Here is a 26,734-nt window from a genome sequence, read left to right as displayed (position 1 = left end):
TCAAGTAATAAAAAAATTCCAATATCCTTATTGATATAACGTCATTTTTTTAATCCAGTTAATATGGAGTTTACATTCAATTGTTACCTTGGATCCTTGAATGGAAAGAGGAATTGTATTAGGAGGAATGATCTTGACTAGAATCATAATCGTCGATGACGATGCTTTTATTAGAGAATTGATAGCCCATCACTTAAAAAAGGAAGGTTTTCATATATGGGAAGCGGAAAATGGCAAAAAAGCTTTACAGGTTTTAGAAGAACAGAAGATTGATTTGGTAATATTGGACATTATGATGCCTGAGATGGACGGTTACGAGCTATGCAGGTATTTGCGCGAGGATCGCGATATACCCATTTTGATGGTAACGGCAAAAAGCGAGTCTGCGCACAAAATGAAAGGATTCCAATTAGGTACAGATGATTATTTGGTAAAGCCATTTGATCCGATGGAAATGGTGATGCGTGTGAAAGCACTATTAAAGCGGTACCGAATCTCCATGTCGCAGACAATCCAGATCGGCAATATTCAATTAGATCGTAACAGACTTGAAGCGAAAGTAATAAGGGCTACAGATAATGAACAGATTCCTATGCCTTTGAAAGAATTTGAGCTTCTGTTCAAGCTGGCAAGCTATCCCGGACAAATTTTCACCAGGGAGCAATTGATCGAACAAATATGGGGATTAGATTATACAGGAGTGGACCGTACAGTCGACGTTCATATCAATAGACTGCGAGAGCGTTTCGCTAAAGTCACGAACGATTTCCGGCTTGTCACAATCCGCGGTTTAGGCTATCGGCTGGAGGTTGGCGCTGAAACATGAAATCAATCTATATCCGGGTAGTCGTCACTTTTCTAGGGATTACCTTAATGAGTATGCTAATAACATTTTTAGTATTAAGAGTGCTATTCAGTAACTATTTTGTCTTAAAGATTCAAGCGAATTCTTTATATGCGGGGAAGCAAATCGTCAACTATATTACAGAGAAACAAATTGAGGATATTAATGGATACATGGAGAGTGTGATGGCCGTTTCGAAATACAAGTTGAGTTTGTATAAAAGTGATCTAACAAGTTTAAATCCAAATCGTTCCATAAATCAAAATGATATATACGCAGTATTACACGGAAGCCTCTATCAAAGTAACAATAACGTTGCTGTTATTGGACTTCCACTATCCATTGACGGAGAATCCTATGCTCTTTTTGCTGATTTTCACATTGAAAGTTATCTTAAAAATTACAATCAAATTGTTTTGACTGCTTTAGTTCTCTGTTTAATCATAGGAAGTTTACTTATTTTTGTCGCATCGCGTTATCTGGTTAGACCCATTAAAATGTTAACTAAAGCTACGAAAAAAATCGCAGCCGGCAACTATCATGTTAATGTCCAGGTCAAATACAAAGACGAGTTGGGCATCCTTTCGGACAGCTTCAATCAGATGGTAAAAAAACTGAGGCAAATCGAACAGATGAGGCAGGAGTTTGTATCGAATGTGTCCCATGAAATCCAATCTCCGCTAACTTCCATCCTTGGCTTTTCGACCACTTTGCTGCAAAATAATATTTCTGATGCTGACCGTAAACGTTATTTGTCGATAATTGCTGATGAAAGCGAGCGCGTATCCCGTTTAAGTGAAGATTTATTGAAGCTGGCTTCGCTTGAGTCGGAACATCATCCTTTTAACCCTACCTTTTTTCGTCTGGACGAGCAGCTTAGACGCACGGTAATCTCCACAGAGCCGCTATGGTCGAAAAAAAAATTGGATATTGATTTAGATATGCAGGAAATTCTCGTTAATGCGGATGAGGATCAACTTGCGCAAGTGTGGATAAATTTATTAACGAATGCCATAAAATTCACCCCTCCAGGCGGGCGTATCTCCATTTCACTTACAAAGTGTGAGAACAAGTTGACTGTTCGAATTATCGATACTGGCATTGGGATTGCCGATGAAGATGCACTGCTCATTTTCCAAAGGTTCTATAAATCTGATAAAGCAAGAAATCGTTCACAAGAGGGAAGCGGTCTTGGACTTGCGATTGTACAAAAAATTACGGCTTTACATCAAGGCCAGATCGATGTGCAGAGCCAACTGAACCATGGAACGATTATAAGTGTAACTTTACCTGACCATGAGCGCTAAAGCGTTTCGTGGTTTTTTGTTTATACTCAGTTTAAAAACATGCAATAGAATATGTTCATTCAATAGAAAGAGGAGAGAACATATTATTATGTCGTCATTTTTGTACAAAGTGGGCAAATCTGCCTATAACAAACCCTGGTATTTTATTGTTGGTTGGGTCGCTATCCTTGGAGTTGTTCTGTCATTACTTCTAGCAAACGGTATTCATCTTAGTTCGGGGATAAAAATTGAGGGTACAGAATCCCAAAAGGTTTTGGATCAATTAGCTAAAGAACGTCCCGAAGCAACCGGTGGACAAGCTAGAATCGTGTTCACAACACCTAAAAGCGAACGACTGGACACACCCGAACGTTTGAGCTTAATTAATAAAGCCATTCAAGACGTTTACAAGCTGGATTATGTGGTAAATCCAAGTGAATTGAGTGGGAAAGCCGACAGTTCGAGTACGGGGACTAAACAGCATGATGCAGCAAAAACAGCAGGCGCATCCGAAGCACTCATGCCTGACGTGAGGCTTTCCCCTGACGGAAACGTAGGTCTATTCCAGATTAACTTTACTGTTCAGGTTGATTCGTTGCCTCAATCTACAATAGACTCTGTATTGGATGCGATTAAAGCTACCGAGCTGCATAATTCCGGTATTACTGCTTTGCCAGGTGATTCGCTTATATCTGTAAGTCCAATCAGTATTACAGAGGCAATCGGACTTGTTGTTGCTGCCATTGTTCTTTTCATAACACTAGGTTCAATGGTTGCAGCTGGTCTACCACTTTTGACTGCAATTCTCGGAGTCGGCATCAGCTTGATTGGAGCCTTCGCACTATCGAAATTCATTAATATGGACGGTACCACTCCAGCCTTGGCACTCATGGTTGGATTGGCTGTCGGAATCGATTATTCTCTATTCATTATAAACCGTCAGCGTAGAATGATATTAGACCAAAAACTTAGCGCACGTGAAGCGGCGAGCAGAGCGATTGGCACCGCAGGCAGCGCTGTATTTTTTGCAGGCTTAACAGTCATTAGTGCCTTGTGCGGCTTACTGGTGATTGGAATCGAGTTTTTATCAACAATGGCTCTGGTCGCAGCAGCGAGCGTCCTTGTCAACGTACTTATATCCCTAACCCTCCTACCTGCTCTGCTTGGTTTAGTAGGTGAACGTATAGTCTCTAAAAAGGAACGTATGAAGTACAGCAGTCATAAGAACAATGCTGGCAATGGAATTGCGACTCGCTGGGTTAAGGGAACAATTAAGTATCGTTGGCTTATTATTATCTGTTCAATTGCTGTACTAGGCATTGCCGCAATTCCGGCTGCGAAAATGGATTTAGGAATTCCTTCTAGCGCCACAGCCAATTTAAAAACAGAAGCAAGGCAGAGTTACGACGCCATTTCGAGAGGTTTCGGCGAAGGCTTCAACGGTCCATTGCTTCTTGTCTCCCAGTCCAAAGATTCTTCCAAGAAAATCTCAACGGAAATGATGAACAATCTTGTAGCTGATCTCCAGAAACAAGATAATGTTGCACAGGTGATACCAGTGAACATTAATAAAACGGGAGACATGGCGATTATTAGTCTCATTCCGAAAACAGGACCTTCTGACAAAGCCACCAAAAAGCTTGTACAGGATTTACGTGATACCGATTCGAGTATTGCAAAGACTAATGATATGACGATCGGCGTAACCGGGTTTACTGCAATTAATATTGATATGTCCTCAAAGCTGGCGCAGGTATTCCCGCTCTACGTAGGGATTATTGTTATCCTATCGCTGATTATTCTACTTCTTGTGTTTCGGTCGATTATTGTTCCAATTAAAGCTACAATCGGCTTCCTTCTTAGTATACTTGCCACCTTCGGGATCTGTACTGCGGTGTTCCAGTGGGGTTGGTTGCATTCGCTCTTAGGCTTTGACACCGGCGGTCCAATACTAAGCTTTATGCCCATCATGGTCACCGGAATTCTTTACGGATTGGCTATGGATTATCAGGTTTTCCTTGTCAGTTCCATGCGTGAGTCCTATGTTCATGGATATAATGGAAGGGACAGCATCGTTCACGGGTATGAGCAGTCGAGCCGCGTTGTCATAGCAGCAGCCGTAATAATGGTATCCGTATTTGCCGGATTTGCTCTAAGCTCAGATATCAGTATTAAACAGATCGGTTTCACACTCGCTATTGGTATTCTTATTGACGCCTTTATCGTTCGTATGATACTCGTCCCTGCTGTCATGGCAGTCTTCGGTGATAAAGCATGGAAATTGCCGAAATGGTTAGACCGTATACTCCCGAATTTAGATGTCGAGGGAGACAAACTGTTATCCAAACTGAAAGAGAATGAACCCAAAGTTTAACGCAACAAAAAGTGAGGTATCCTGAAGCTTGGCGGTTCGCATAGTTCAGAAAAAGCTTCCTTTTCATGAAGGAAGCTTTTTCTGAACTGAAAATTAATTCAAACGCCTAACCATTCTGCTAATCAATGCGTTGTATGCAAAAGACTTTTCTCCTACAACTGACAGATTGTGAAACAGATGAACTAAAACACTCCCTACTTAAGGTGTCCATTTTCCATCAATGAGATATACGATCCGGGTTCTGGGAAAGTTAAATCTATTTTTTGGTCCTGATAGGATATCGTAACTTTTGCTTTCTCCACAGACCAAATGCCCGCATGCTGAAGTTGTCCATGTTTCCACTCCATATCTACTTCAAATCCCCCACGTGCCCGAAGGCCACGAACAGCCCCTTTAGGCCAAGCTTTTGGCAAAGCAGGAAGCAAACGAATTTCTCCACCATGGCTGTGGAGAAGCATTTCAGCGATCCCCGCCGTTCCCCCTAGGTTTCCATCAATTTGAAATGGAGGATGATCACAAAAAAGATTCGGTAGTGTAGAGGAACGCAGAAGTTCAATAATATTATTGTAAGCAAGCTCCGCTTCCTCCAGCCTGGCCCACATGTTTAAGATCCATGCCCTACTCCACCCAGTGTGTCCTCCTCCATGTTGTAACCTTCTATCCAATGTGACTCGGGCTGCTTTAGCCAAATCTGGGGTCGCTTCCAACGTAATTTGTGTTCCAGGATGGAGTGCAAATAAATGGGATATATGCCTATGGCCAGGCTCCAGCTCATTATAGTCGATACTCCACTCCTGAATCTGACCATGTTTCCCAATCTCCGGCTCCGGGATTCTCGTCAAAGCGTAGCGTAGTTCTTCCCCAAACTCCTGATCCTCTTGTAATATACGCGTACTTTCAATGCATCTCATAAAAAGCTCTCTGATAATCTGGCTATCCATTGAAGCACCGTAACATAAAGCTCCGGATTCTCCGTTAGGCAGAGTATAACGATTTTCAGGTGAGGACGAAGGGCATACTACCCAGTTTCCAGAGGGGTCTTCCACCAAATAGTCCAAGAGAAACAAGGCTGCCTCTTTCATTGTACTGTATGCCTTTTTAAGAAAATCAATATCTGTGGTGTACTCATAGTGATCCCACAAATGTAATGAAAGCCATGCTCCTCCCACCGTCCAAAAGGTTGAAGTAATACATACATCCTGCGGGGCAGTATCTGCCCAGATATCTGAATTATGATGAGCGACGAACCCTCTGCACCCATACATCATTTGCGCAGTCTTCTGTCCTCGAACTCGTAGCCTTTCTATAAATTCAAATAACGGAACGTGGCATTCAGCAAGGTTACAACTTTCCGCTGGCCAGTAGTTCATCTGGGTATTAATGTTGATCGTATACTTGCTGTCCCAGATCGGAAGCATGTCTTTATTCCAGATTCCTTGAAGATTAGCTGGTAATGAACCCGCCCGACTACTTGAAATAAGTAGATAACGACCGAACTGAAAGTACAAGCTAATAAGTTCGGGATCAGATTTCCCAGATTTCAGCCTTTCCAGCCGTTGATCAGTGGGGAGTGCAGAATACAGGCTATCATTCTCCTCCCCTTGCAGATCCATTTCCACCCGGTTCATCAGAGAATGATAGTCGGTGACATGATTGGTCAAAAGTTCATGATATGTCTTGACTGATGCCAGTTCGACTCTCCGGATACATTCATCAACCATTTGTTCCACAGGAACTCGAAAGTCTGTGCAAGCCGCAATCAAAATGGTAGCTGAAGTGCCATGTTTCAAAGAAAGTTGTCCACTTGCATAATGAATTCGTCCTTCCTCTGATACGATTCGAATTGCGCAACAGAATCGTATACCTCCCTCTCCACCACTTCTTCCGCGGATAATCACAGTATCTGGACCCTGTCTTTCGATTCGATCCAAATAGGCTTGGAAACCAACGGGATGTTTGAGGATATCAGACCATGGTGTGGGCTCGAGAAGCGTCCCCCTTCCAAACAAGGTTGAGAATGATAGTTTTCCAGGTATGCTAGATTTCAGATGAACCACAAGTACCTGGTCTGGAAAACTCGAAAAATATTCACGCTTATACGAAGTTTGATCCGCAGTATACCCAACGTGTACAGTCCCTTTACTAAGATCGAGATGCCTATGGTAATCCCTTAAATCTTTGTCTACATGATCCATTTGTATGTAAAAATCACCTAAAGGCTCATAGTGTCGCTGTCCATCAGGCACTCCAACTAAAGCAATAGATGCGAGCTCTTCTGCCTGTCTTATTTCTCCTTTGAAAACAAGGTCTCTAATCTCATCCAGATGTTCAAGAGCATGAGGGTTGTTTCGTTCCATTGGACCACCGTACCACAGACTGTCTTCGTTTAGTTGTACCCTCTCGATATGGTTTTTACCAAAAACCATGCCGCCAAGGGTCCCATTCCCTATGGGAAACGCTTCTTCCCATTTGTCAGCAGGACGATTGAACCAGATTTTTTTTGGTTTCATGATGTATGCCCTCTATTCTTTAATATTTGGTTTAAACAGGCCCACGTTTAACTATCTATATCCCTCTCACATTATCATTTTTCATTCTACGTTGGACTTATCCATAGATGAATGAATATTATTAACTTAAACTTAGACAATTCTATCGAGCCCTATATATTCGGAGTAACATTACTCCATTCTTGATGTAACTAAAATACAAAAAGCCGCTATACTAAACAGCAGCCTCTTCTTTAAAACAAATGATTATGGATGTAACTCATGACTACAATCATTGATTGTTTCTAATTAAAAATTAATACTTAAAAGGTATTTTCACAATAAAGTGAATGATGTCTCCTTCAAATTCAGGATATATAGTTCCGTTGTATTTAGATACGATTCTCTGAACGGTAGTCAGTCCAATTCCTTCATGCGATTCTTTCGTAGAATACCCTGGATTAAACATGTTTTTATAACTGTCCATATTATTTTGAATGCTATTGGATACTTTAATCACATTGTTATTACTACGCTTTAAGATCATTACCTTGATCCAAGATGGACGATCGGGATGCTGCTCCACTTCATCTATGGCATTTTGAATCAAGTTTCCAATAACCTTATTGGTTTCATACACTGTGCATGGCATTTGTTCTAGATTATAATAGATCATAAACTCCAATTTAATCCCCTTTAGCGAAGCCATTTCACTAAACGTATTCAGTAATGCACTTATAGCAGGATGACTCAAAGGCAATACATCATTCATGGTACTGGCATCCTCTACCATTGTCTTAACATAATCACTGCAATCCGAATAGTTTTTGTTCTCTAACATGCCATAAATGGCTTGAAGGTGAAAGTTAAAATCATGACGCTGTGAACGGATAATATGCATAAAACCGAGCAATTCTGTTTGATATTGCTTATCCAGAATCGCTTCTATACGTTCCATTGCATCAATGGACAATCGTCTCATGAAAGAAACAAAAATGATAAATAAGATAAAGGTAACTGACGCGAAAAAAACTTGGTGCGAGAGAGGATACATACTTAAATTTCCAATAAGAAATCCAATCCAAACTATTAGAATGCTTAAGACAATCATCATTAGAACTAAATAATATTTAAAATTCGTCTTTTGACTTTTTTCAGCGACAGCATACACTTCAATATTCTGTGGGAAGATCGTAAGTTTGGTCAAATGTACAACGAATGAAAGTACAGAACATAGTAATGCTAATATCAAATTTACGTATAGTTTATATTCATTTGAACTTATACTCGTATAATGAGGTATAGTTTGACTGATCATGATCTGAAACATGAATAACACGAAAGCGAGCAAAACCGCAATCACAGTGAATGCATATGAAATTTTCAATACTTTCTTTAATAAGGGGATCCACAGTAAAAGGATAATGAAAATAAAGTGGCTGTAGCTGACAACACTACTGAATCCCCAGACGATAACAGCCATGATCACTACTGCAAAGCCGACCTCTCTCCATACTTTTTTGGGGTTTTGGCCAATTAAGGAGAGCCCTAACATGAGTGGGCCAAAGATTGAACAAAGTTGGAAAATTTGAAATTGTTCAATTTTCAATGGAACTTCATTCCCTTTCGTGAGAGACATTTTTTCAATTCACTATGTTTGTCCCTACTTAGGGGAAGAATGTCTTTTACATTTTTCAACCGAAGCCTATAAGACCTCTTGAAGTCATCGATATGAATGCTCTCTATTCGCTCTAAAGGAACTAAAAAAGATTGATGTGAGCGAAAAAAATTGTATTCAGCAAATACAGACTCCAACTTCTGTAAAGAATCGCTTGAATGAATTTTTTTTCCTCCTTCACAACAGATATACACTTTACGTCCGCTTTTTTCTATATATGTGATATCAGAAACATTAATGATTTCCATCCCACCTTCGACATGGATGCCAATCTGAGACGCTTTTCTCTCTTTTGAACTATATTTCAATTCCCTTACCTTGGATAATGCCCGTTCGAGTCGCAATAATGGCACAGGTTTTATTAGAAAATCGACAGGTCTATACTCATATCCCCCTAACGCAAAATCGACATTTCCAGTCAGGAAAACTAACAAAACATCCGGGTATATAGATTGTATGTGCTCTGCCAGTTCAAATCCATTGACATCTTGCATCATAATATCAAGAAATATGACATCAACTTCGTATTGTTGCAGATATTTAATCACATCATTACCATTAGTAACTTCACCAACCACGTTAACATAATTAAAGACTTTTAGGGAGCTCTGAAGAATATCCAGACTTATTCGCTCGTCATCCACTAACAACACGTCCAACTGTTTATTCATCAAGAAATGCCCTCCCCCGTAAGCTGCAATGATCAACGTTTGTATAATTTAATAACACTTGCGACAGTACAGATAATTAATTAAAATTAAGCTCAATTTAGCATGTCTTTGTACTACAATTCAATAATTAAAATTATATCGGATAAAAAAGATAGGGGGGAGAGATTCATTTTATTAATAAAACATCGCATTTCTGTACAGTTGAATTCCATAGTAAATGGCACATTTTTAGAGAAAAGTACGGGGGTTAAATCAATTTTATAAGAAGAATTTCCTTGTTACTGTCCATCACAATCAAGTGAACAAAGCGAAGAGATTTAAGTTATCTTAAATCCCTACACTTCTAATCTGTTCTGTTCTTTCTTTACCTTTACTCCTTTATTTGGCCGGTTCCTCTTGATTTATTCTCTCTTCTGCGTAGTCAAACCATTTAGAGATCACCATTCCCTTATATCTGCTGATCACGAAGAAATCATAGGGGTGAGCTTCTTTCGCTTCCTCAATAGATACACCATAATTTGCTGAGTCCTCTTTTATTTGCTCTTCATAGTGCGCTTGAATAAGTTCTATATTTTGATCTTCTTTACTATATTCTTCAAATAAAAGGATATATTTTATTGAATTAGGGACTCCATTAATCAATGATTCTTTGAACTCATCTACTGACTTTCCAAAATAATGTTTTACTAGCTCCTCCAAGGATTTTTTTTCACGCTGGGCAATACGATCGTAAGTATCCAATTGCAGTTGATACAGGTACGAAATATCTTCATCAGAAATCACAAATTCACTTTCACTGATCATAAAGTCTATGATGTGCTGACAGATAACTCTTTGTCTTTTTTGCATATAATCCTGATTTATTATGTGTGCCCTATATTCACTGACTGTTGTTACGCCATTTATATTAAGCGATGAAATAATGTCGTTGGATACTTCAGCAAGACTCCTTCTCTGTACACTTTGTACATCAACCAAAACATCATGCCCGTGAACATTCAGAGTTTTAACCTCACCTCTACTCATCCCAATCACTTGAGTTTCAAGTTCGGAACTAAACATTCCTAAGCCTACCGTTAATTTCAGATTTTTTCGATTGAATTTTTCCTGTTCTGATGTGAGATTCAGTACTGCAAAATCGCCATTCTCAATCTTCTCAACATCTGTAGTTACAACATTCCTTTTGGCAAGTTTATCAAGAAAACCCTCTATTTCATTCTCATTCATCGGTTCTCCACACATATCATCGGTAATTTCCATATCCTTATAGTTAGCTAGCTTAATTAATTTAGACTTTAGCATTTCGTTATTCTCCTCCGTTATTATGAATTGAATCGCAATTTATTTGATGTTTGCCCATATAAAAAATAGCCATTGGAATTAGGGGGTGACCTAAATTTCAATGACTTATTGATTTTTCAATACATAATCTCGCTGATTAGCTCTTTGATTTGAGCCAAACCAATGCTACCCACATGATCTTTGACCACTTCGCCATCCTTATAAAAATAGATCACAGGAACACCGCGAATATTATTTTTCTCGGCGAGCTCTTGTTCAACGGTTGTATTCACTTTAATAATATCGAGGAATGGTAGTTCGTACACCAGCTCATCCAATACATTGGACAAGTAATCACACGGACCACATCGTTCTCCGTAAAAATCAACAATGGTGAAACCTTCCTTAATCATTTCAACATACGTTTCCGGATTATATTCTGTGATAGCCATTTTCCAACGCCTCCCAAAGTAAATAATGTACTTCATGTTGTAAATGCTATCATCCAAGGTAAAGCAAGTCTAGGATGTCAGTCAATTCTGGTAGCTTCAATGCTTATTCCGTTCCTTTTCAAGTCAAAATTTACTATAGATTAAGAATTTTATGAGAGAATACCTATCACGTTCTTCAGAGTTTATCTCTAATAGGGAAATATTGAACAATTCGTTTTAGGAGTTGAGCCCTCGAACATCCACTTTCCTCGAATCTTAGAATATTGTTTTCTAGGAATTCTATTTGATACGTTTAGAAAAAAAGAACTTTGGGCAATTTCTTCAGATTTTCTTTAGATTTATACCCATGAATTCCTTAGTTTTTTTTATTATGATGTCTTCAATCGGTAACATAATCAATTAATATTTAATCCGATTGAATTTGCTTAAAGATGGAGTCGACGACACAAATGAAAGATTTGCTTCAAAACCAAAAATTAATCCAGTTTCTAAGTGCATGCTTTCGTTCCAAACTCATTCGAGCACTAATCCCTTTAGCTATATTGGTCCTGATCTTTATATATGGAAGACATGAGCTCCAAAGTATTAATTTAGCCAACATCTTCTATGAATTACATATGAAACCTTTACATGTATTGTTTCAATTGATCTTCGCTTCATTTGTAGCTGTATCGGTTATGAGCATGTATGATTTTCTAATTCGAAAACAATTTAAGCTCGATGTTCACTGGCTGACCACGTTTCGGTATGCATGGATTGCTAATACATTTAACAACATGGTTGGATTCGCGGGTCTTACCGGTGTAGGATTACGTACATTTCTCTACAAGAAAAGTGGTATTCCAATGAAAACGATGGGTGCTGCTGTACTTTTTCTATCGCCGATCTTATTAGTTGGTTTATCCTTACTTGGTTCTCTTGCATTAATAGGTATCTTGCCAGTGAACCCTGTATTTGAGAAACATTCATGGCTCCGTTACGGCGTGTGGGGAGTTGCTTTGTACTTGCCGTTCTTCTTGCTTATGCAACGATCCTCCCTATTCGCTAAGTGGTTCAACAAAGGCAACGGTAAATTACCATGGAAAGTGATTATTGCTTCGCTGGGTTCTTCTGTTTTGGAATGGGTTTGTGCGGGAACATTATTTTGGTTATTCGTCTTTCATGACTCAATTCATATACCATTCGCTCCGGTTTTCGGTGTATATGTGGTAGCAGCTATTGCGGGGATTATTAGTATGGCGCCGGGGGGAATTGGTGCCTTTGATCTAATTGCATTACTTGGATTGCAAACATTAGGTGTTGAATCCTCACGAGCACTAACAATCTTGTTATTGTTTAGGATGTTTTACTTTGTGATTCCTTGGTTTATTGGACTTGTTCTAGCTGGGCTTGAGTTGAGTCCAAGTTGTAAGCAATGGCGTGAAATCATGATGACCTGTGTGAATACTGCACGTAATACAGGGATCAGATTTTGGAGTTGGCCATCTCGATTCCGATTGCTTAATGATTTAGGGGCATGGTTGCTTGGGAAATTAGTATTCGCTAGTGGTATCCTCCTGCTCATCTCTGCAGCTTCACCAGGTCTAATTAATCGCTTAAGCTTCATGGAGCATCTGTTATCATTACCAATTATGCGTTTATCAGAACAGTTGTCCGTTATTATTGGTGCCATGCTTATTGTGATATCACGCGGAATATCCATGCGTATTCGCCGCGCTTACCTATGGACGGGAGTATTATTATTAGCAGGTGCAGTCTTCACGTTCACAAAAGGATTTGACTATGAAGAGGCTCTCATTTTATTAACCGTAGCATTCATTCTATGGATATCTCCTACGCGGTTTGACCGCGAGAGTGTTCCTATTTCAGGAAAAAGCATCTACCTTGGTGCATTCCTTGCTCTGATCCTGTCGGTTTCATATTACATTGTTGGTTCAAATATGCATCCAGCTATTGTACAACATCTGCCCACAAGAGCGCAGCAATGGGTTTTACGCCCCCATAATTATGCACTGACAGCACTTAGCGTATTAATGGGAGCTTTGGTTCTCATAGCATTCGTCTTCACATTACGTCCATCTCGCTACTCAGGAATGCGTCCTGGTCCAGAAGATTTTGAAAAACTGACTCAATTTATCGCCGCAGAAGACGGCAATCTGCTCACGCATCTTTTATATCTAGGAGACAAAAATTTTTACTGGGCACAAAATGACCAGATTTTGATTCCCTACTCACGAGTGGGTCGGAAACTAATCGTACTTGGTGATCCGATGGGAAATAAAAATTTTGTTGGTGCTGCTATTCAAGAATTTCAGAACTACGCGCATCACTATGCATTGATGGTTGTATTTTATCAGGCCACACCTGATTATCTATCAATCTATCATGAGAATGGGTACAAATTTTTCAAATTAGGCGAAGAAGCTATGGTACCTCTAAACACCTTTACTTTAAGGGGAAGATGTAACCAAAATTTACGAACAGCCCTAAACAAATCAGAACGTGAAGGTCAGACTTTTGAAATACTCTATCCTCCATATGCTTCAGAATTATTATCTGCGTTGCGTCAGATTTCAGATGAGTGGCTCGGCAGTCGTAAGGAAAAAACCTACTCATTAGGGTGGTTCGACGAAGCTTATATTCAGCGCTCACCCGTAACCATACTCCGTAATGCTGATGGCCATATTCTGGCTTTTGCGTCGCTGGCTCCATCATACAGCCAACAACAGGTTATCTCTATTGATTTGATGCGCCATCTAAATGATACGCCGAACGGTACTATGGATGTTTTATTTGTACGATTAATTGAATGGGCTAAAAGACAAGGTTATTCCTATTTTAATCTAGGGATGTCCCCACTCTCGAGTGTGGGTAAAAACCACAATGCTCATCGTCAAGAAAAATTAGCACGCTTGGTGTTTCGATATGGTGGATACTGGTACGGGTTTGAAGGATTACGTCGATATAAAGAAAAATTTTCTCCCGAATGGCATGCACGATATTTAGCGTATCCCGCAGGTATTGCACTTCCTATACTGACAATTGATCTTATTCGTTTGGTGTCTCGCCAGCCGGATTGATCTGTATTCATTGTTAACAAGTTACCTGATTCTTAGAGGCGCAAGTATAATTTCAAGTTTCACTTGCGCGATGACTTCCAGCCTAACCATTCTTATTATTCTCTCTAATGCGGTCGCAAACAACATATAACAGCAGATAGGAGTGATATGAACTTTGACAGATCGCGTACCATGGTTGTTAAAGAACAGTAGTATTCGATCCAATATTGTACTTAGCTTTGGTTTCAGTTTTGTATTTGCTAACTTCATGAATTTTATGTCGATGTTTATGCTATCTGCATTCCCTTATTTAGCCGAACTGCAGATATATGGGTTGTATCTTTCACAGTTTATTCCTATGGTATCTGCTGTTTTTTTTATACTTTCCTTTTTCATATTGACTCATCCTATAATTAAAGAGGTCGTGGCTCTAGAAAGTGCGATAGACACGATCTCGGACGGAGATTTTAACCACCGTATCCCGCCGATGCATCTCATTGAATTAAAGATGTTTTCGCTTCAAGTAAACTCTATGGTAGAACATATCCAAGATCAGATCGCAAATGAACGTGAAAGTGAAAGTGCTGAAAAGGAATGGATTGAACAAGTAATCAATGAGTTGCACACGCCTCTAGATGCTATAATTCGTAACCTAGGCATGCTAAAAAGACATTCGTATCAAAGTGAAGAGGATCATGTACAAATTGTTCATGAAACGTATACTGCAGCATACGAGTTAAGGAAGTTAATTAATGATTTGTCACAATATGCCCGTTTATCTTCCCATTAAATTCATGTCTTTAAAAGACACAGAGATAGTCCGTGTTACTAATCATAGCTTAACTAAATTTATACCCATTGCCATCGAACAGGATTTTTTGGTTGAGAAGCAGTTGCCCTTCACTTAATCAGGACTTATTCGCCATAGTATCCAAAGAGATCATAATCACCTTATTATCGGCGTAAAAGCAATCAACGTGGGATCAACCTCAAAACGGCCTTAGGAATTCATATAGCTAGGAATGTTATTGAGTTGCACGGGAGTTCACTATCCTTAAGCACAGTTGACCACATTATAATTTTCACACTCCCGCTTGTTCAGTACTGAGGAATAAAACATTAAAAATCTTGCCAATATACAAGTTGGCAAGATTTTTTTGATTAAATACTGACTCATAAGTCATCACTTATCAAATCTTTAGATTTCCTTCAGAATTATCCTCATTAATTCCTCAGTTTTTTTTATTATGCTGTCATTATCAACGAAAGAGGAGCTACATCGATGATCAGTAATACCATATTGGAACTACTTCATCAGTACGGATATTTGATTTTTTATTTCGCCTTCTCCCTTGGACCTTTTGGCATTCCAATTCCGAATGAAATCACAATTATCAGCGGAGCTATATTAAGCCACACAGGTGTAATCAATGCATGGATAACGTACTTCTGTATTTTGTCTGGGCTTTTAACAGCCATTACTATTGCATATTCTGCCGGGAAATTTTTCGGACCAAAAATCAAGCTACGATTCCAACATAATAAACACTTTATCAAAGCCGAACAGATTTTGAACAAACGTGGTAATTGGGCAATGAGTTTCGGCCTATTCATCCCACTGGTACGATATGTTCTCCCAATAGTAATCGGCTTAAACGGCTTACCTTTCAGGAAGTTTGCACTTATCTCATATTCCAGTGCTCTGTTATGGACCATAATTTATTTTACTATCGGCATCTACTTTGGTTATCCCTTCTTAACCATACTCCATCACATTAAGTTTTAGTGATTTGCCCTAAATAAACCCTATGGAGGAATACAAATTGAATTCAAATGACTATATCTTATTTATGAGAAGCTTTCTTCACAGCCCAAAAAATGTAGGGAGTATCATACCCAGTTCCCGTTTTCTGGCCAACAACATGGTTAATCATGCTCCTTGGTTTGAGGCTAAAGCTGTAGCTGAACTTGGATCAGGTACTGGAGCTATCACACGTTATATTTATAGTAAGGTACACGATTCCACGAAAGTATTATTATTTGAGATGGATGAGATGATGAGAAATAATCTACAAAGAGCATATCCAGAGTCCATTTGCTTTCCGAATGCTGCTCACTTGGTGGATTCAATGAAGCAAGAAAACATTGAGCAATTAGATGTTATATTTAGTGGTTTACCTTTTTTTAATTTTGAACCTGAATTGAGAAATACCTTAGTAGATCAGATCCATAAGGCTCTCAAACCTGGAGGTTTATTCATCGCCTTTCAATATTCACTTCAAATGAAAAAAACATTATCCAAACACTTTAGCATCGAAAAAATAGAATTAGTGCCTTTGAATATCCCAGCTGCGTTCGTTTATGTCTGTCGCAAGAAGGAAACAATTTAAACATCCTGGGCTATCGTTTACACTGATATTATTCTTCTTTAAAAGGATTAAAATTTTATTTAAAACAAGTCATAAAAGGAGTGTTGATGATGAGTACCATTCTCGTTGTTGATGATGAACCCGATATCCGTGATGTCATTCATGTCTATTTACGTAACGAAGGATATCATGTTGTTGAGGCAGCCAATGGTGAAGAAGCATTAAATATTATCAAAACAACATCAGTCCAGCTCGTTATACTGGATGTCATGATGCCCATTATGGACGGAATCAAAGCCTGTTTCAAAATAAGGGAAGTATCAACGACTCCCATTATAATGCTATCCGCCAAGGAAGAGGACATTGATAAAATTACAGGCCTGACTACCGGGGCTGATGACTACATGGTCAAACCGTTTAATCCGTTAGAATTACTGGCCCGTGTTAAGGCTCAGCTACGGCGTCAAACACTGATTGGCAAAGCAGAATTCAATTCACTTATCCTGATTAAGGACCTTGTCATTGATAAAAGTAAACATTCCGTGAAGCTAAAAGAGAATGACATTCCACTAACTCCACTGGAGTTTTCCATTCTGGTGTTGCTTGCCAGCCATCCCGGACAAGTATTTAGCTCCGAGAAGATTTACGAAACCGTATGGAAAGAGCCTTATGGGTACTCGGATAATACGGTGATGGTCCACATTCGTAATTTGCGAGAGAAATTGGAAGTGAACCCACGGGACCCTCAGTATATTAAAACGGTATGGGGAGTGGGCTATAAAATTGACTAATCAATCTAACCCTCCTCAGCGAAACCGAAAGAAAAAAATTCAGGTTAACATTTTGATCCGAGTTATTTTGAGTACTATTGCTGCAGCTGGTTTTAATAATATGCTCATTTTCCTTTCTATAGATGTTTTCAAAGCTTGGGAGCAGGCCTGGTTCCGTAATTCGCTTCCCTATGTCATTACTCCGATTTTTATATTAACTTTCATCATAACCTTTCTGTTATTAACACGCCGAATGGTTAAAGACATCATTCAGTTAGAGCAGGGGCTTCAATTCATATCTGAAGGTAATCTGGACTACCGGGTGCCTGTAGTTCGGCAAGATGAACTGGGGCGAGTCGCTTCCAACATCAATCACATGACAGAACAGTTACAGCAACAGATCGCTAAAGAACGTGAATTGGAGAAATCCAAGATGGACATGATCACGGGCATCTCACATGACCTGCGTACACCGCTTACCAGCATAATCGGGTATATTGAGCTTCTAAGAACAGAATCCTTTCGAGACAAAGCAGAGTATGACCGGTTCATTCAAAACACTTATAACAAAGCAACGCATTTAAAGAAGCTGCTTGATGATTTATTTGAATACACGCGTCTAACGTCCGTAGATACGCAATTGGACTTGAAAAAGGTTGATCTGTATCAGCTATTGGACCAGTTGTTGTTTGAATTTGAACCTTTAGCACAGGAGAATGGTATTCATATCGAGAAAGAGATCGGCAATGTCCCAATTATTGCCTGCGTGGATAGTGATAAGATTGCTCGGGCCATCGATAATCTTCTTATGAATGCCCTTAAATATTCCTTTAAGCCTGGTATGATTCATATTCGAATGAACATGCGTCATGAACACATTACCATTGAAGTCGAAAATAAAGGTGCGCCGCTCACAATAGAACAAAAAGATAAACTGTTTGATCGCTTTTATAAGGTTGATTATTCAAGGAGTAGCGAAGGCATTCAATCGGGGTCTGGTCTGGGTCTTTCGATTGCAAGAAATATTGCGGAGTTACATCAAGGCACGTTAACACTTCAACATGTCCATAACGCATTTACGTTTCAGTTAAGCTTGCCATCCAACGTCCAGTGATATTTACCCTTGCTCGTCCCTTCATCTTTCAGAACTCTTTTAGAACATCTTAATGAACACAGATGGAGGATAACATGAAAAAATTTGAAACTCTCCTTTTTCTTCAAGCATTTCTTAAAAATCCAAAACGAGTAGGAAGTATCCTACCCAGTTCAAAGTTTCTGGCAAGTAAAATCGTCCAGTCTATACCATGGAATGAAGTTAGCATCATTGCAGAGCTTGGTTCAGGTACAGGCGCTATCACACATCTCATGAAAGCACACTTACCATGCTCAACAACCGTGTTTTTGTTTGAAAGAGACAAAGGTATGAGGAATAATCTGAAAGGGAAATATCCTGATTTTATGTTCCATTCCAATGCATCCTATTTATTAAAAAAGATGCATCAAGAGCACGTCCATCAGCTGGATTGTATTATTTGCGGATTACCGTTTTTTAATTTTTCAAGGGAAATGAGAGAGAACATCCTTTCTCAGATTACAACGGCACTAAAGCCTGGAGGTTTGTTAGTGTTATACCAACACTCACTTCATATGAAGAAAAAGTTGGCTGAGCAATTGATTATTGAGAATATTAAGTTTGTACCCTACAATTTCCCTCCCGTCTATGTGTACACTTGTCGCAAAAAAGAAGACGGAAATTGAAGAAAACAAATCCACTCATCACTAACTCGAGTATGACGGAATTTATCTTTTTTTTGGATTTGGATGATCACAGGAGCAACATTTGATAAATATGTAGCTAATGCACCATGATACAGATCCAGCATCTGTATCATGATGCATATTAATAAGGATGGAACCACTCATACTTTAGAAAGCGCCTGCTCTATATCCAATATAATATCTTTTGTATCTTCTAATCCTATAGATATTCGAACCAGACTGTCAGTTATATTGCACTTTAACTTTTCTTCTAGTGGTACACTGGCATGGGTCATCGTTGCAGGATGCTGAACGAGCGTTTCGGGATCACCTAAACTAAACGAAATCATGGCCATCTTCAGGGCGTTGATAAACCTTCTTGCCTCCTCATATCCTCCCTTTAGCTCAAACGATACAATGCCACCCATATCTTTCATTTGTTTCTTGGCGAGCAAGTGTTGTGGATGTGAAGTGAGTCCTGGATAATACACTCTTTCAATACATGGATGCTGTTCCAGGAATTCAGCAAGTTTCATGGAGCTTTGACAATGCTGCTTCATACGTACACCCAACGTTTTTAATCCTCGATCAATTAGAAATGAATCCCACGCATTTTGTACCTGTCCCAGATCACCAACCATTTTTTTATTCATCATATCAATGGATTCAGCATCTCCGACGATAAACCCAGCAATGACATCCCCATGACCATTTAAATACTTGGTTGCACTATGAACAACAATGTCGGCACCCAGGTCTAATGGACATTGCAGAATTGGCGTCATAAACGTATTATCGACAATCACTTTCACACCATATGAATGGGCAAGCTCAGATAACATTTGAATATCCAGAATGGTAAGACAAGGATTCGATGGCGTCTCGATATATAACACTTTCGTATTCCGCCTGATTGATCTTTCAACTGCAGAAATGTCAGTACAATCAACAAAATCTGTTGTGATTCCATAACGATGTGCTATATTCGTAAGGAACTTATAACTGCCTCCATAAACATCCTTCGTACATATTACATGATCATCATTTTGAAGAAACATCAATAAAGCACTCGATATGGCTGCCATTCCACTGCTTACGCCAAGGGATGCTTCTCCATGCTCCAAACTGGCGATTTTGCTTTGCAAAGTCTGGGTTGTCGGATTCCCGTATCTACCATAGAAATTCCCATTCACTTTTCCGGAAACCGTGTCAACAGCACTGTCCAAATCCGGAAATGAGTATCCTACAGCCGGTATGATCTTGCTGGCAATGGGACCAATCTTCTTAGGGGCTGTATGCACTCCGTGTATACAGGTAGTAACACTGTTTTCCACATTCAAATCCTTAAACTCCTTCACCTTAGAATGATAAGCGAACAAACTGATGTTTTTAATGAAACTGTAAGTCAAAATATTTGCGATAAAGCGAATTTTCGATGTAGAGTTGATCATGTTTTCCTGTTGCACTAACTTTACCTTGATTCAGTACAATGATATTATCCGCATTGGCGATCGTTTTGATATTGTGAGCTACAACTACCGTTGTTCGTCCTTGCATTAGATTATTCAAAGCCTTCTGAACCTCATGTTCATTTTGCGGATCAAGACTGCAGGTGGCTTCATCCAGTAGCAAGTAATCAGGATTGGTAATAATTGTTCTAGCTATAGCGATACGTTGTTTCTGTCCACCAGACAATTTGGAGCCCAAATCTCCAATTTTCGTGTGAAATCTTGCTGGTAACTTATTAATGTACTCGTAGATATTTGCCTGTTCAGCTGCGCGAATGACTTCTTCTTCTTTCACTTCTCGATCAAGTCCGTACACGATATTATCCCAAATGGACCCAGAAAGAAGCGGGCTGTTCTGTGGAACATAACCAATTGCACTTCTCCACTCATCCAGATGAATATCCTCCGCGGGTACATTGCCAAACGAAATTTTCCCGGATTTTGGTTTATAGAAACGTTCCAGCATATTCAGGATAGTCGATTTACCCGAACCACTGGGCCCCACAATGGCCGTTACTTTTCCCTTAGGAATGACAAAACTCAAGTCGGATAACACATTCTCTCTGCCATAACTGAACGACACTTTATTGAAGACAATATCATCATCCGGCAGGGCAAACGATATTTTCCCTTCAACGTTCTCACTGTCAGACTCCATAATCTCACTAATCTTGTTTGTAGCGCCTTGTGCTCTTTTGATCTCCTGGTAGCATAATATATATTGTGAGACCATTCCTGGGATAATTTGCGAGTACATCAACAACGTAATCAGCTGCCCTATATCCAGTTCGTTTTGATTAACAAGAACACCGCCATAAATAAGTATGATGGCCATACAAACGCCTTGTGTTGAGAATATAAATGGTTGCACAATCAAGTTAACTTTGGCCATATACAGTTCTGATTTATACTGGTCTTCTGCTGTTGCGAAGCCTTTCTGTACCTCATGTTTTTCAGAACTTGCAGATTTGATCAGGCGCAAGTTGGCTAATCGCTCCGTGACAAAATTGGTGAATTCCGAATATCTGGATTGTATTTTGTTTTGAGCACGAAACATAAATCTTCCAGGCAGTATGGTTACAAGTAAGACCCATGGAATAAGAGCAAACATAGCCATAAAAATTTTCGTATTCATGTCATAGACCGTAATTAAAGTTAAAATTAATGTATATGTCACATAAAAGAGAGCAAAGAACTGACTAAGGGCCTGACTGACACTTATAGCATCACTTGTCACACGACTTGTTAGTGAAGAAGGATTCAGACTATTTATGAAACTCATCGGCATTCTGATTAATTTTGTCCAAATAGACTTCTCAATGTTGCGATCCGTGTTCAAGTTAACCCAACTGGTAAATATGTTTACCGATGCCTTTAGCAGCGTAGTGACAACTGTTAAAACAATAAATTGAGTAACCAGCTGCTTATCAAATATTTGACCCTGCATGACTTGTCCGGCTAATTGTGGCAGCTTTACAATAGCCGTCGACATAATAATGCCAGCGACTACTTGCACCACATACCATTTCCAAGGCAATTTGGATTTTAATAATAATTTGATGAAATTTCCCCACCCCTGCTCCCTTACAACAGCGTTACTCATGTAGTCACCCCCTCTGTGCTTCTATATGCCTTGTTGAATATTAATCATCTGCCTATACAACGCGTTACTTTCCAATAAGCTCTCATGACTACCAGTACCACTCACTTGTTCATCGGATAATAAAATGATCTGATCGGCTGCCTCAATAGTTGATAACTGATGTGCAATAATTATCGTGGTTCTGCCGACGCACAGTTTCTTTAAAGCCTGATTGACCAAGTATCCTGCTTCAGCATCAAGATTTGATGTCGCTTCATCAAGTAATACGTATTCGGGATCTTTTAAGATTACGCGAGCAATTGCGATTCTCTGTCTCTGCCCACCGGACAATTTGGAACCAACTTCACCCACTTCAGTGTCTAGTCCATTGTCGAAGGACGTAATGAAATCCCAGGCAGAAGCAGCTTTAGCAGCACGAATGATCTCGTCTTCTTTTAACTCCCGATCTATACCATACGTGATATTATCCCGGATTGTACCCGAGAATAATTTGGTTTCCTGAGAAACGCAACCAATCGACCTCCTCCACTCCTGAAGGTTATAGTCATTAATAGAGTAATCACCCAACTTTATCTCGCCAGTATCGGGCTTATAAAAGCGCTCAACCAGATTGAAAATGGTAGATTTACCAGCTCCACTTGGCCCAATAATAGCGGTAACCTTCCCATGAGGGATCATAAAGCTCACATTGGTCAGTATGTTATTTTCAGCATATTTAAAAGTTACATTCTCAAACAACAAATCACCATTTATTTCTTTAGATTGCGAGACAGTATTATATGGCTCAGTGGGTTCGATAGAGATTTCTGTAATTCGTCTTGCTGCTCCCTGGCAAGTTTTTAGATTGGTCCAAGCATTCATAACAACAGTTACAGAACTGGTTAGTCCTTGTGCATAGAGATAAAATGCAATCCATATGGGTAATGTGATGATATCTTTAGAGACGAGATAGATCCCTAGCACTATAACAATGATGGTTTGTAGAACACTGATCAGTTCATTCATTAATAGTAGTGTTTTAGTGATGACCTCATACATGAGTCGCGTAATATACAACTTGTCAATTAACTCTTTTCCCCGGTTGTCTTCTCTGTTCTCCTTTGTGAATGTTTTAATCAGCGGGATATTTAGTAGAAGTTCCGACAAAAATTCAGTTAATTGGGCCAGACTGGCTTGAACTCTGTTTGTCCATTTAAAACTAAGTCGACCATTAATAATCCCTAGCGCTATGATGAGTGGGATTATTAATGCTTCGACGAAGGCCAGACGCCAGTCATAACTAAACAGAATGACAAAAGTTCCAATCAAGAGGTATATTGAAGAAATGGCATTGCCCAAATCTCTTGCAAAAAGATCACTTAGTTTTGTGGTATCATCTGTTGTACGGCTGATCATTTCTCTTGGCATATTGACGTCATAATAAGGAACCGGCAGATGAATTAGATGTTCCCAAATCAATTTTCTGAATTTCAAAGAAATCTTGGCACTTGTTACACTCGCAACAAATTGCACCAAGCTCACTGTTAAACCTATGCCAAATAATAAAGCGATCGTAATCCACATAGTTCCTTGGCTGAGATCACCTGCTAAGATTTTCTGAACATACTGAGGGTAGAGCAGTGCGATACTGCCCTGAGAGAGTGTTGCAACTATACACAGAGCTATCCACCAATAGGGAAGCCTTACCATGGCAATAAGCTTAAAAAAAGGCTTCCATACCTTTACTTTTCGATCTTCATCCGTATCCAATAACATCCGCACATTGGGTTGAACACTTGCTTGATTTCTCATCAAATTTCCCCCTAGTACAACCACAAAACCGTTGTCGATTATTGTCCCGCTATAGCTAAGGTTCTCACCTTCACGGATGGTGCTGTAACATTGCCTCGAAGCATTAGATCGTTCGCGATCTCATCCACATTGTTCAGAGCATCAAAAATATTTCCGGATACCGTGATTTGATTCACTGGCTTGATAAGTTTTCCGTCCTCTATCAGGAAGCCTGAAGCATATAATGAGAAGTCACCTGATACACTGTTTATGCCTGAGTGTGTACCTTGAAGTTCAATGATGAAGATACCTTTTTCTGTATCTTTGATGATTTCATCTAAATCTCTCTCGCCCGGTTTGAGATACACATTATGAGGACCAACTGCCACGGTGGAGCGATAACTGTACTTTGAAGCATTACCGGTAGAGCTGACTCCTGCTTTTTTAGCCGATTTACGATTATGCATGAAACTTAACAGTTTTCCAGCCTCAACCAAAGATATTGTTTGGGTTGGGTAACCCTCTGCATCAAAAGCCGCTGCACCAGGTGCTCCAATCATAAGAGGATCCTCAATGATATTAATGTTTGAGCCGACGACTTTTTTATTTAACTGATCCTGCAGTTTGGACAGTCCTTTTTCTACATTTTCACCTGAGAGGCTGGATACCAAAGAACCTAACAGATTCGTCGCCGTGTCATAACGGAATATCACAGGGTAACTTCCGGATGGCAAGGATTCCGCACCTAACTTCGAAACAGCTTCAGCTGCTGCAGTATCTGCAATATGATAAACATCAATTTCAGAGAAGTCTGTCAGCGTAAAATCGTAGTAAAAGCCTGTTGAGGTCTGCTCCCCCTCACTCGCCATTACATATACCGCTGCGCTTGCCGTAGAACCTTGTGAATAACAATTCAGTCCTTTCGTATTCATAATGGCTACCTCATATAAATATTTAGAAGCGGTACAATCGAGCACTTGTTTAATTCGAGAGTCCGCTTGCAATACCGTTCTCTCCATTGAGAATGCTGACTCGATTAGCTTCTCTACAGGCAATAGAGCTATATCCTCAGAATATTTATTAATGGCTTCATAGCGCTCACTGCTCTCGAATAGTTCCTCTTCATCATCGATTTCAATGACTTCGGCGTTCTCCAAGGCTTCTTTGAGCAGAAAATCTATAGATTCATCGCTTATTTTTTCGCTATATGAATAACCCATCTTCTCCTTATAGATTCCCCTGAAGGAAAGACCCGCTGATTCCGTGATGTTATAGTCTTTCACCTTGCCGTTCTGCACACTTACGTTCGTGGATTTGCTCGATGAAAAGAATATTTCCATATCACTGAATCCATATTGCTTTCCTTGTTCAAACAATCCTTTTTGAAATTCATATATATTCATTGTCCAATCTCCTCCTATCTTCCACCTACAGTTAGTTCTGAAACTCTAATCGTTGGTTGGCCTACAGTTACGGGGATCGTCCCACTTCTTGCCCCACACATGCCAACGCCATAATCCAAATTGCTACCTACCATATCAATATTCTTCAGCGTGCTCATCCCGTCTCCGATTAGCGTTGCACCCTTGATTGGCTCAGCGAGTTTCCCGTTTTTCACCATGTACCCTTCACTTACATTAAAATTGTACTCGCCGGTTGCTGTGTTTACAGACCCGCCTCCCATATACTTGGCGAATATTCCGTATTCCGTGTTGGAAATAATCTCTTCAGGTGTCGAATTGCCGGAGGCAATGAAGGTATTCGTCATTCTCGATGTCGGACTATAACGGTAAGATTCACGTCTTGCTGATCCGGTAGGGGCCATGTTCATTTTGCGACTGCCGATTTTATCAATAAGATATCCTTTAAGTATGCCATTCTCGATGAGGAGATTCCTTTGACTCGGCATACCTTCATCATCAATATTTTCAGATCCCCATGCATTGGTAATCGTTCCGTCATCATAGGCACTAACAAGAGGTGAAGCAACATACTCTCCCAGCTTTCCTGAGAATACGGAAGCATTATCCGCAACACATGTCGCCTCAAGACCGTGTCCACAAGCTTCATGGAACAACACTCCACCAAAAGCATTGTCAATGATGACCGGGATTTTCCCGGACGGAGCATAATCAGCATTTAAAATGGTTTTTGCACTTCTGGCAGCTTCTCTGGCATAAGACTCAATATCGAGATTTCGGATATGCTCTAGTCCACCTACATAACCCGGATTCACATAGCCGGTCTCCATACTTGTTCCAGCAGTTGCAATCGCCATGAAGTTAAGTATGTTCCGGGTTCTGCGATCTTCGACATAGATGCCTTCCGTATTGGCAATCAATACATTTTGAATCGTTTCGCTATATGACATTTGGGTCTGACCAATGACTGGATCATAATCCTTAGCCGCGTGATGCGCCCTTCTCAACCAATCAATTTTTTCTTTTTTGCTAATGCTGTAGGTTGGTATTTCTATAGGGTGAGCATTAAACTTTTCTTTTTTTATCAAGTTCAAAGTAATATCCTGTTTCTGTCCTTGAATCCCTTGAGCAGCCGTACGGGCTACCTTAATTAGATTTTCTTCTGCAAAATCATTCGTATAGGCATAGACACAGAAATCTCCTTTTAATATGCGGATTCCGATACCAAAATCCCGCCCTGAGACAGCTTTCTCCAGTACTCCACCTAACATGCTCAAACTGGCGTTTGTCTTATCCTCAACGAAAATTTCGGCGAAATCACCACCTGTTTCAAGTGCAGCATTTAGCATTTTTTCAATCTCGATTTGTGATAGCATCGTATTCACTCCTGTCATGTTTCTA

General features: G+C 39.7%; 20 protein-coding genes. 10 read left to right on the top strand and 10 right to left on the bottom strand.

Annotation, left to right across the window (positions count from 1 at the left end; genetic code table 11):
- The first annotated feature begins 127 nt into the window (after window positions 1-127).
- The 3 genes from JNUCC31_RS19600 to JNUCC31_RS19590 all read left to right on the top strand — a co-directional run bounded on the left by JNUCC31_RS19600 (window position 128) and on the right by JNUCC31_RS19590 (window position 4,504).
- Complete coding sequence (locus JNUCC31_RS19600; protein ID WP_416234451.1) at window positions 128-826, top strand: response regulator transcription factor; 699 nt, start codon at window positions 128-130, stop codon at window positions 824-826.
- Window positions 823-2,151, top strand: a complete 1,329-nt coding sequence (locus JNUCC31_RS19595) for a sensor histidine kinase (protein ID WP_192263565.1) — start codon at window positions 823-825, stop codon at window positions 2,149-2,151. Before JNUCC31_RS19600 ends, JNUCC31_RS19595 begins: the two co-directional genes overlap by 4 nt.
- A gap of 88 nt (window positions 2,152-2,239) precedes the next feature.
- On the top strand, window positions 2,240-4,504 hold the full coding sequence (locus tag JNUCC31_RS19590) for an MMPL family transporter (protein WP_192263563.1): 2,265 nt from the start codon (window positions 2,240-2,242) through the stop codon (window positions 4,502-4,504).
- 194 nt (window positions 4,505-4,698) lie between these two features.
- Here JNUCC31_RS19590 and JNUCC31_RS19585 read toward each other — a convergent pair whose 3' ends face one another.
- From JNUCC31_RS19585 to JNUCC31_RS19565, 5 genes are all read right to left on the bottom strand, one after another.
- Complete coding sequence (locus JNUCC31_RS19585) at window positions 4,699-7,014, bottom strand: glycoside hydrolase family 95 protein (RefSeq protein ID WP_192263561.1); 2,316 nt, start codon at window positions 7,012-7,014, stop codon at window positions 4,699-4,701.
- A 295-nt stretch (window positions 7,015-7,309) separates the two neighbouring features.
- Complete coding sequence (locus JNUCC31_RS19580; protein WP_192263559.1) at window positions 7,310-8,602, bottom strand: sensor histidine kinase; 1,293 nt, start codon at window positions 8,600-8,602, stop codon at window positions 7,310-7,312.
- Window positions 8,599-9,342, bottom strand: a complete 744-nt coding sequence (locus JNUCC31_RS19575) for a LytR/AlgR family response regulator transcription factor (protein WP_192263557.1) — start codon at window positions 9,340-9,342, stop codon at window positions 8,599-8,601. The genes JNUCC31_RS19580 and JNUCC31_RS19575 overlap by 4 nt, the downstream gene beginning before the upstream one ends.
- Window positions 9,343-9,720: 378 nt before the next feature.
- A complete protein-coding gene (locus JNUCC31_RS19570) occupies window positions 9,721-10,644 on the bottom strand; it encodes a trigger factor (protein WP_192263555.1) in 924 nt (307 codons plus the stop codon).
- A gap of 116 nt (window positions 10,645-10,760) precedes the next feature.
- Entirely contained in the window at window positions 10,761-11,075 is a 315-nt protein-coding gene (locus tag JNUCC31_RS19565; protein WP_192263553.1) for a thioredoxin family protein, read from the bottom strand.
- Between the two features lie 449 nt (window positions 11,076-11,524).
- On the opposite strand from JNUCC31_RS19565, the gene mprF reads away from it, so the two are divergent.
- The 7 genes from mprF (at window position 11,525) to JNUCC31_RS19530 (ending at window position 19,031) form a co-directional block, all read left to right on the top strand.
- On the top strand, window positions 11,525-14,155 hold the full coding sequence (gene mprF, locus JNUCC31_RS19560) for a bifunctional lysylphosphatidylglycerol flippase/synthetase MprF (RefSeq protein ID WP_192263551.1): 2,631 nt from the start codon (window positions 11,525-11,527) through the stop codon (window positions 14,153-14,155).
- 154 nt (window positions 14,156-14,309) lie between these two features.
- Window positions 14,310-14,924, top strand: a complete 615-nt coding sequence (locus JNUCC31_RS19555; protein ID WP_192263549.1) for a HAMP domain-containing histidine kinase — start codon at window positions 14,310-14,312, stop codon at window positions 14,922-14,924.
- A gap of 492 nt (window positions 14,925-15,416) precedes the next feature.
- Window positions 15,417-15,920, top strand: coding sequence for a DedA family protein (locus JNUCC31_RS19550; protein WP_192263547.1), 504 nt, complete (start codon window positions 15,417-15,419; stop codon window positions 15,918-15,920).
- Between the two features lie 22 nt (window positions 15,921-15,942).
- Window positions 15,943-16,524: a class I SAM-dependent methyltransferase gene (locus JNUCC31_RS19545; RefSeq protein WP_192263545.1), complete on the top strand. Its 582-nt coding sequence runs from the start codon at window positions 15,943-15,945 to the stop codon at window positions 16,522-16,524.
- Window positions 16,525-16,610: 86 nt separating this feature from the next.
- Window positions 16,611-17,294, top strand: a complete 684-nt coding sequence (locus JNUCC31_RS19540; RefSeq protein ID WP_267132478.1) for a response regulator — start codon at window positions 16,611-16,613, stop codon at window positions 17,292-17,294.
- A complete protein-coding gene (locus JNUCC31_RS19535; protein WP_416234322.1) occupies window positions 17,287-18,387 on the top strand; it encodes a sensor histidine kinase in 1,101 nt (366 codons plus the stop codon). Before JNUCC31_RS19540 ends, JNUCC31_RS19535 begins: the two co-directional genes overlap by 8 nt.
- Window positions 18,388-18,461: 74 nt before the next feature.
- Window positions 18,462-19,031, top strand: a complete 570-nt coding sequence (locus tag JNUCC31_RS19530; RefSeq protein WP_192263544.1) for a class I SAM-dependent methyltransferase — start codon at window positions 18,462-18,464, stop codon at window positions 19,029-19,031.
- 161 nt (window positions 19,032-19,192) lie between these two features.
- Here the strand turns inward: JNUCC31_RS19530 and JNUCC31_RS19525 are convergent, their stop codons facing one another.
- From JNUCC31_RS19525 to JNUCC31_RS19505, 5 genes are read right to left on the bottom strand one after another with little or no spacing between them, the layout of a single operon-like run.
- Entirely contained in the window at window positions 19,193-20,365 is a 1,173-nt protein-coding gene (locus tag JNUCC31_RS19525; RefSeq protein ID WP_416234450.1) for a trans-sulfuration enzyme family protein, read from the bottom strand.
- Window positions 20,366-20,420: 55 nt separating this feature from the next.
- The gene (locus tag JNUCC31_RS19520; RefSeq protein WP_192263540.1) at window positions 20,421-22,142 is read right to left on the bottom strand and encodes an ABC transporter ATP-binding protein; all 1,722 of its coding nucleotides are present in this window, start codon (window positions 22,140-22,142) and stop codon (window positions 20,421-20,423) included.
- 21 nt (window positions 22,143-22,163) lie between these two features.
- On the bottom strand, window positions 22,164-23,933 hold the full coding sequence (locus tag JNUCC31_RS19515) for an ABC transporter ATP-binding protein (protein WP_192263538.1): 1,770 nt from the start codon (window positions 23,931-23,933) through the stop codon (window positions 22,164-22,166).
- A 38-nt stretch (window positions 23,934-23,971) separates the two neighbouring features.
- Window positions 23,972-25,315 carry a TldD/PmbA family protein gene (locus JNUCC31_RS19510; protein ID WP_192263536.1) on the bottom strand — a complete coding sequence of 448 codons (1,344 nt, stop codon included), beginning with the start codon at window positions 25,313-25,315 and terminating at the stop codon, window positions 23,972-23,974.
- A 14-nt stretch (window positions 25,316-25,329) separates the two neighbouring features.
- Complete coding sequence (locus tag JNUCC31_RS19505; protein WP_192263534.1) at window positions 25,330-26,709, bottom strand: TldD/PmbA family protein; 1,380 nt, start codon at window positions 26,707-26,709, stop codon at window positions 25,330-25,332.
- Between the last annotated feature and the right edge of the window lie 25 nt (window positions 26,710-26,734).

Origin of the sequence: Paenibacillus sp. JNUCC-31 (assembly GCF_014844075.1) — a bacterium.
In the GTDB taxonomy this organism is placed as follows: domain Bacteria; phylum Bacillota; class Bacilli; order Paenibacillales; family Paenibacillaceae; genus Paenibacillus.
The sequence above is the reverse complement of the archived record's forward strand: the minus strand, read 5'-3'. Positions and strand labels throughout refer to the sequence as shown.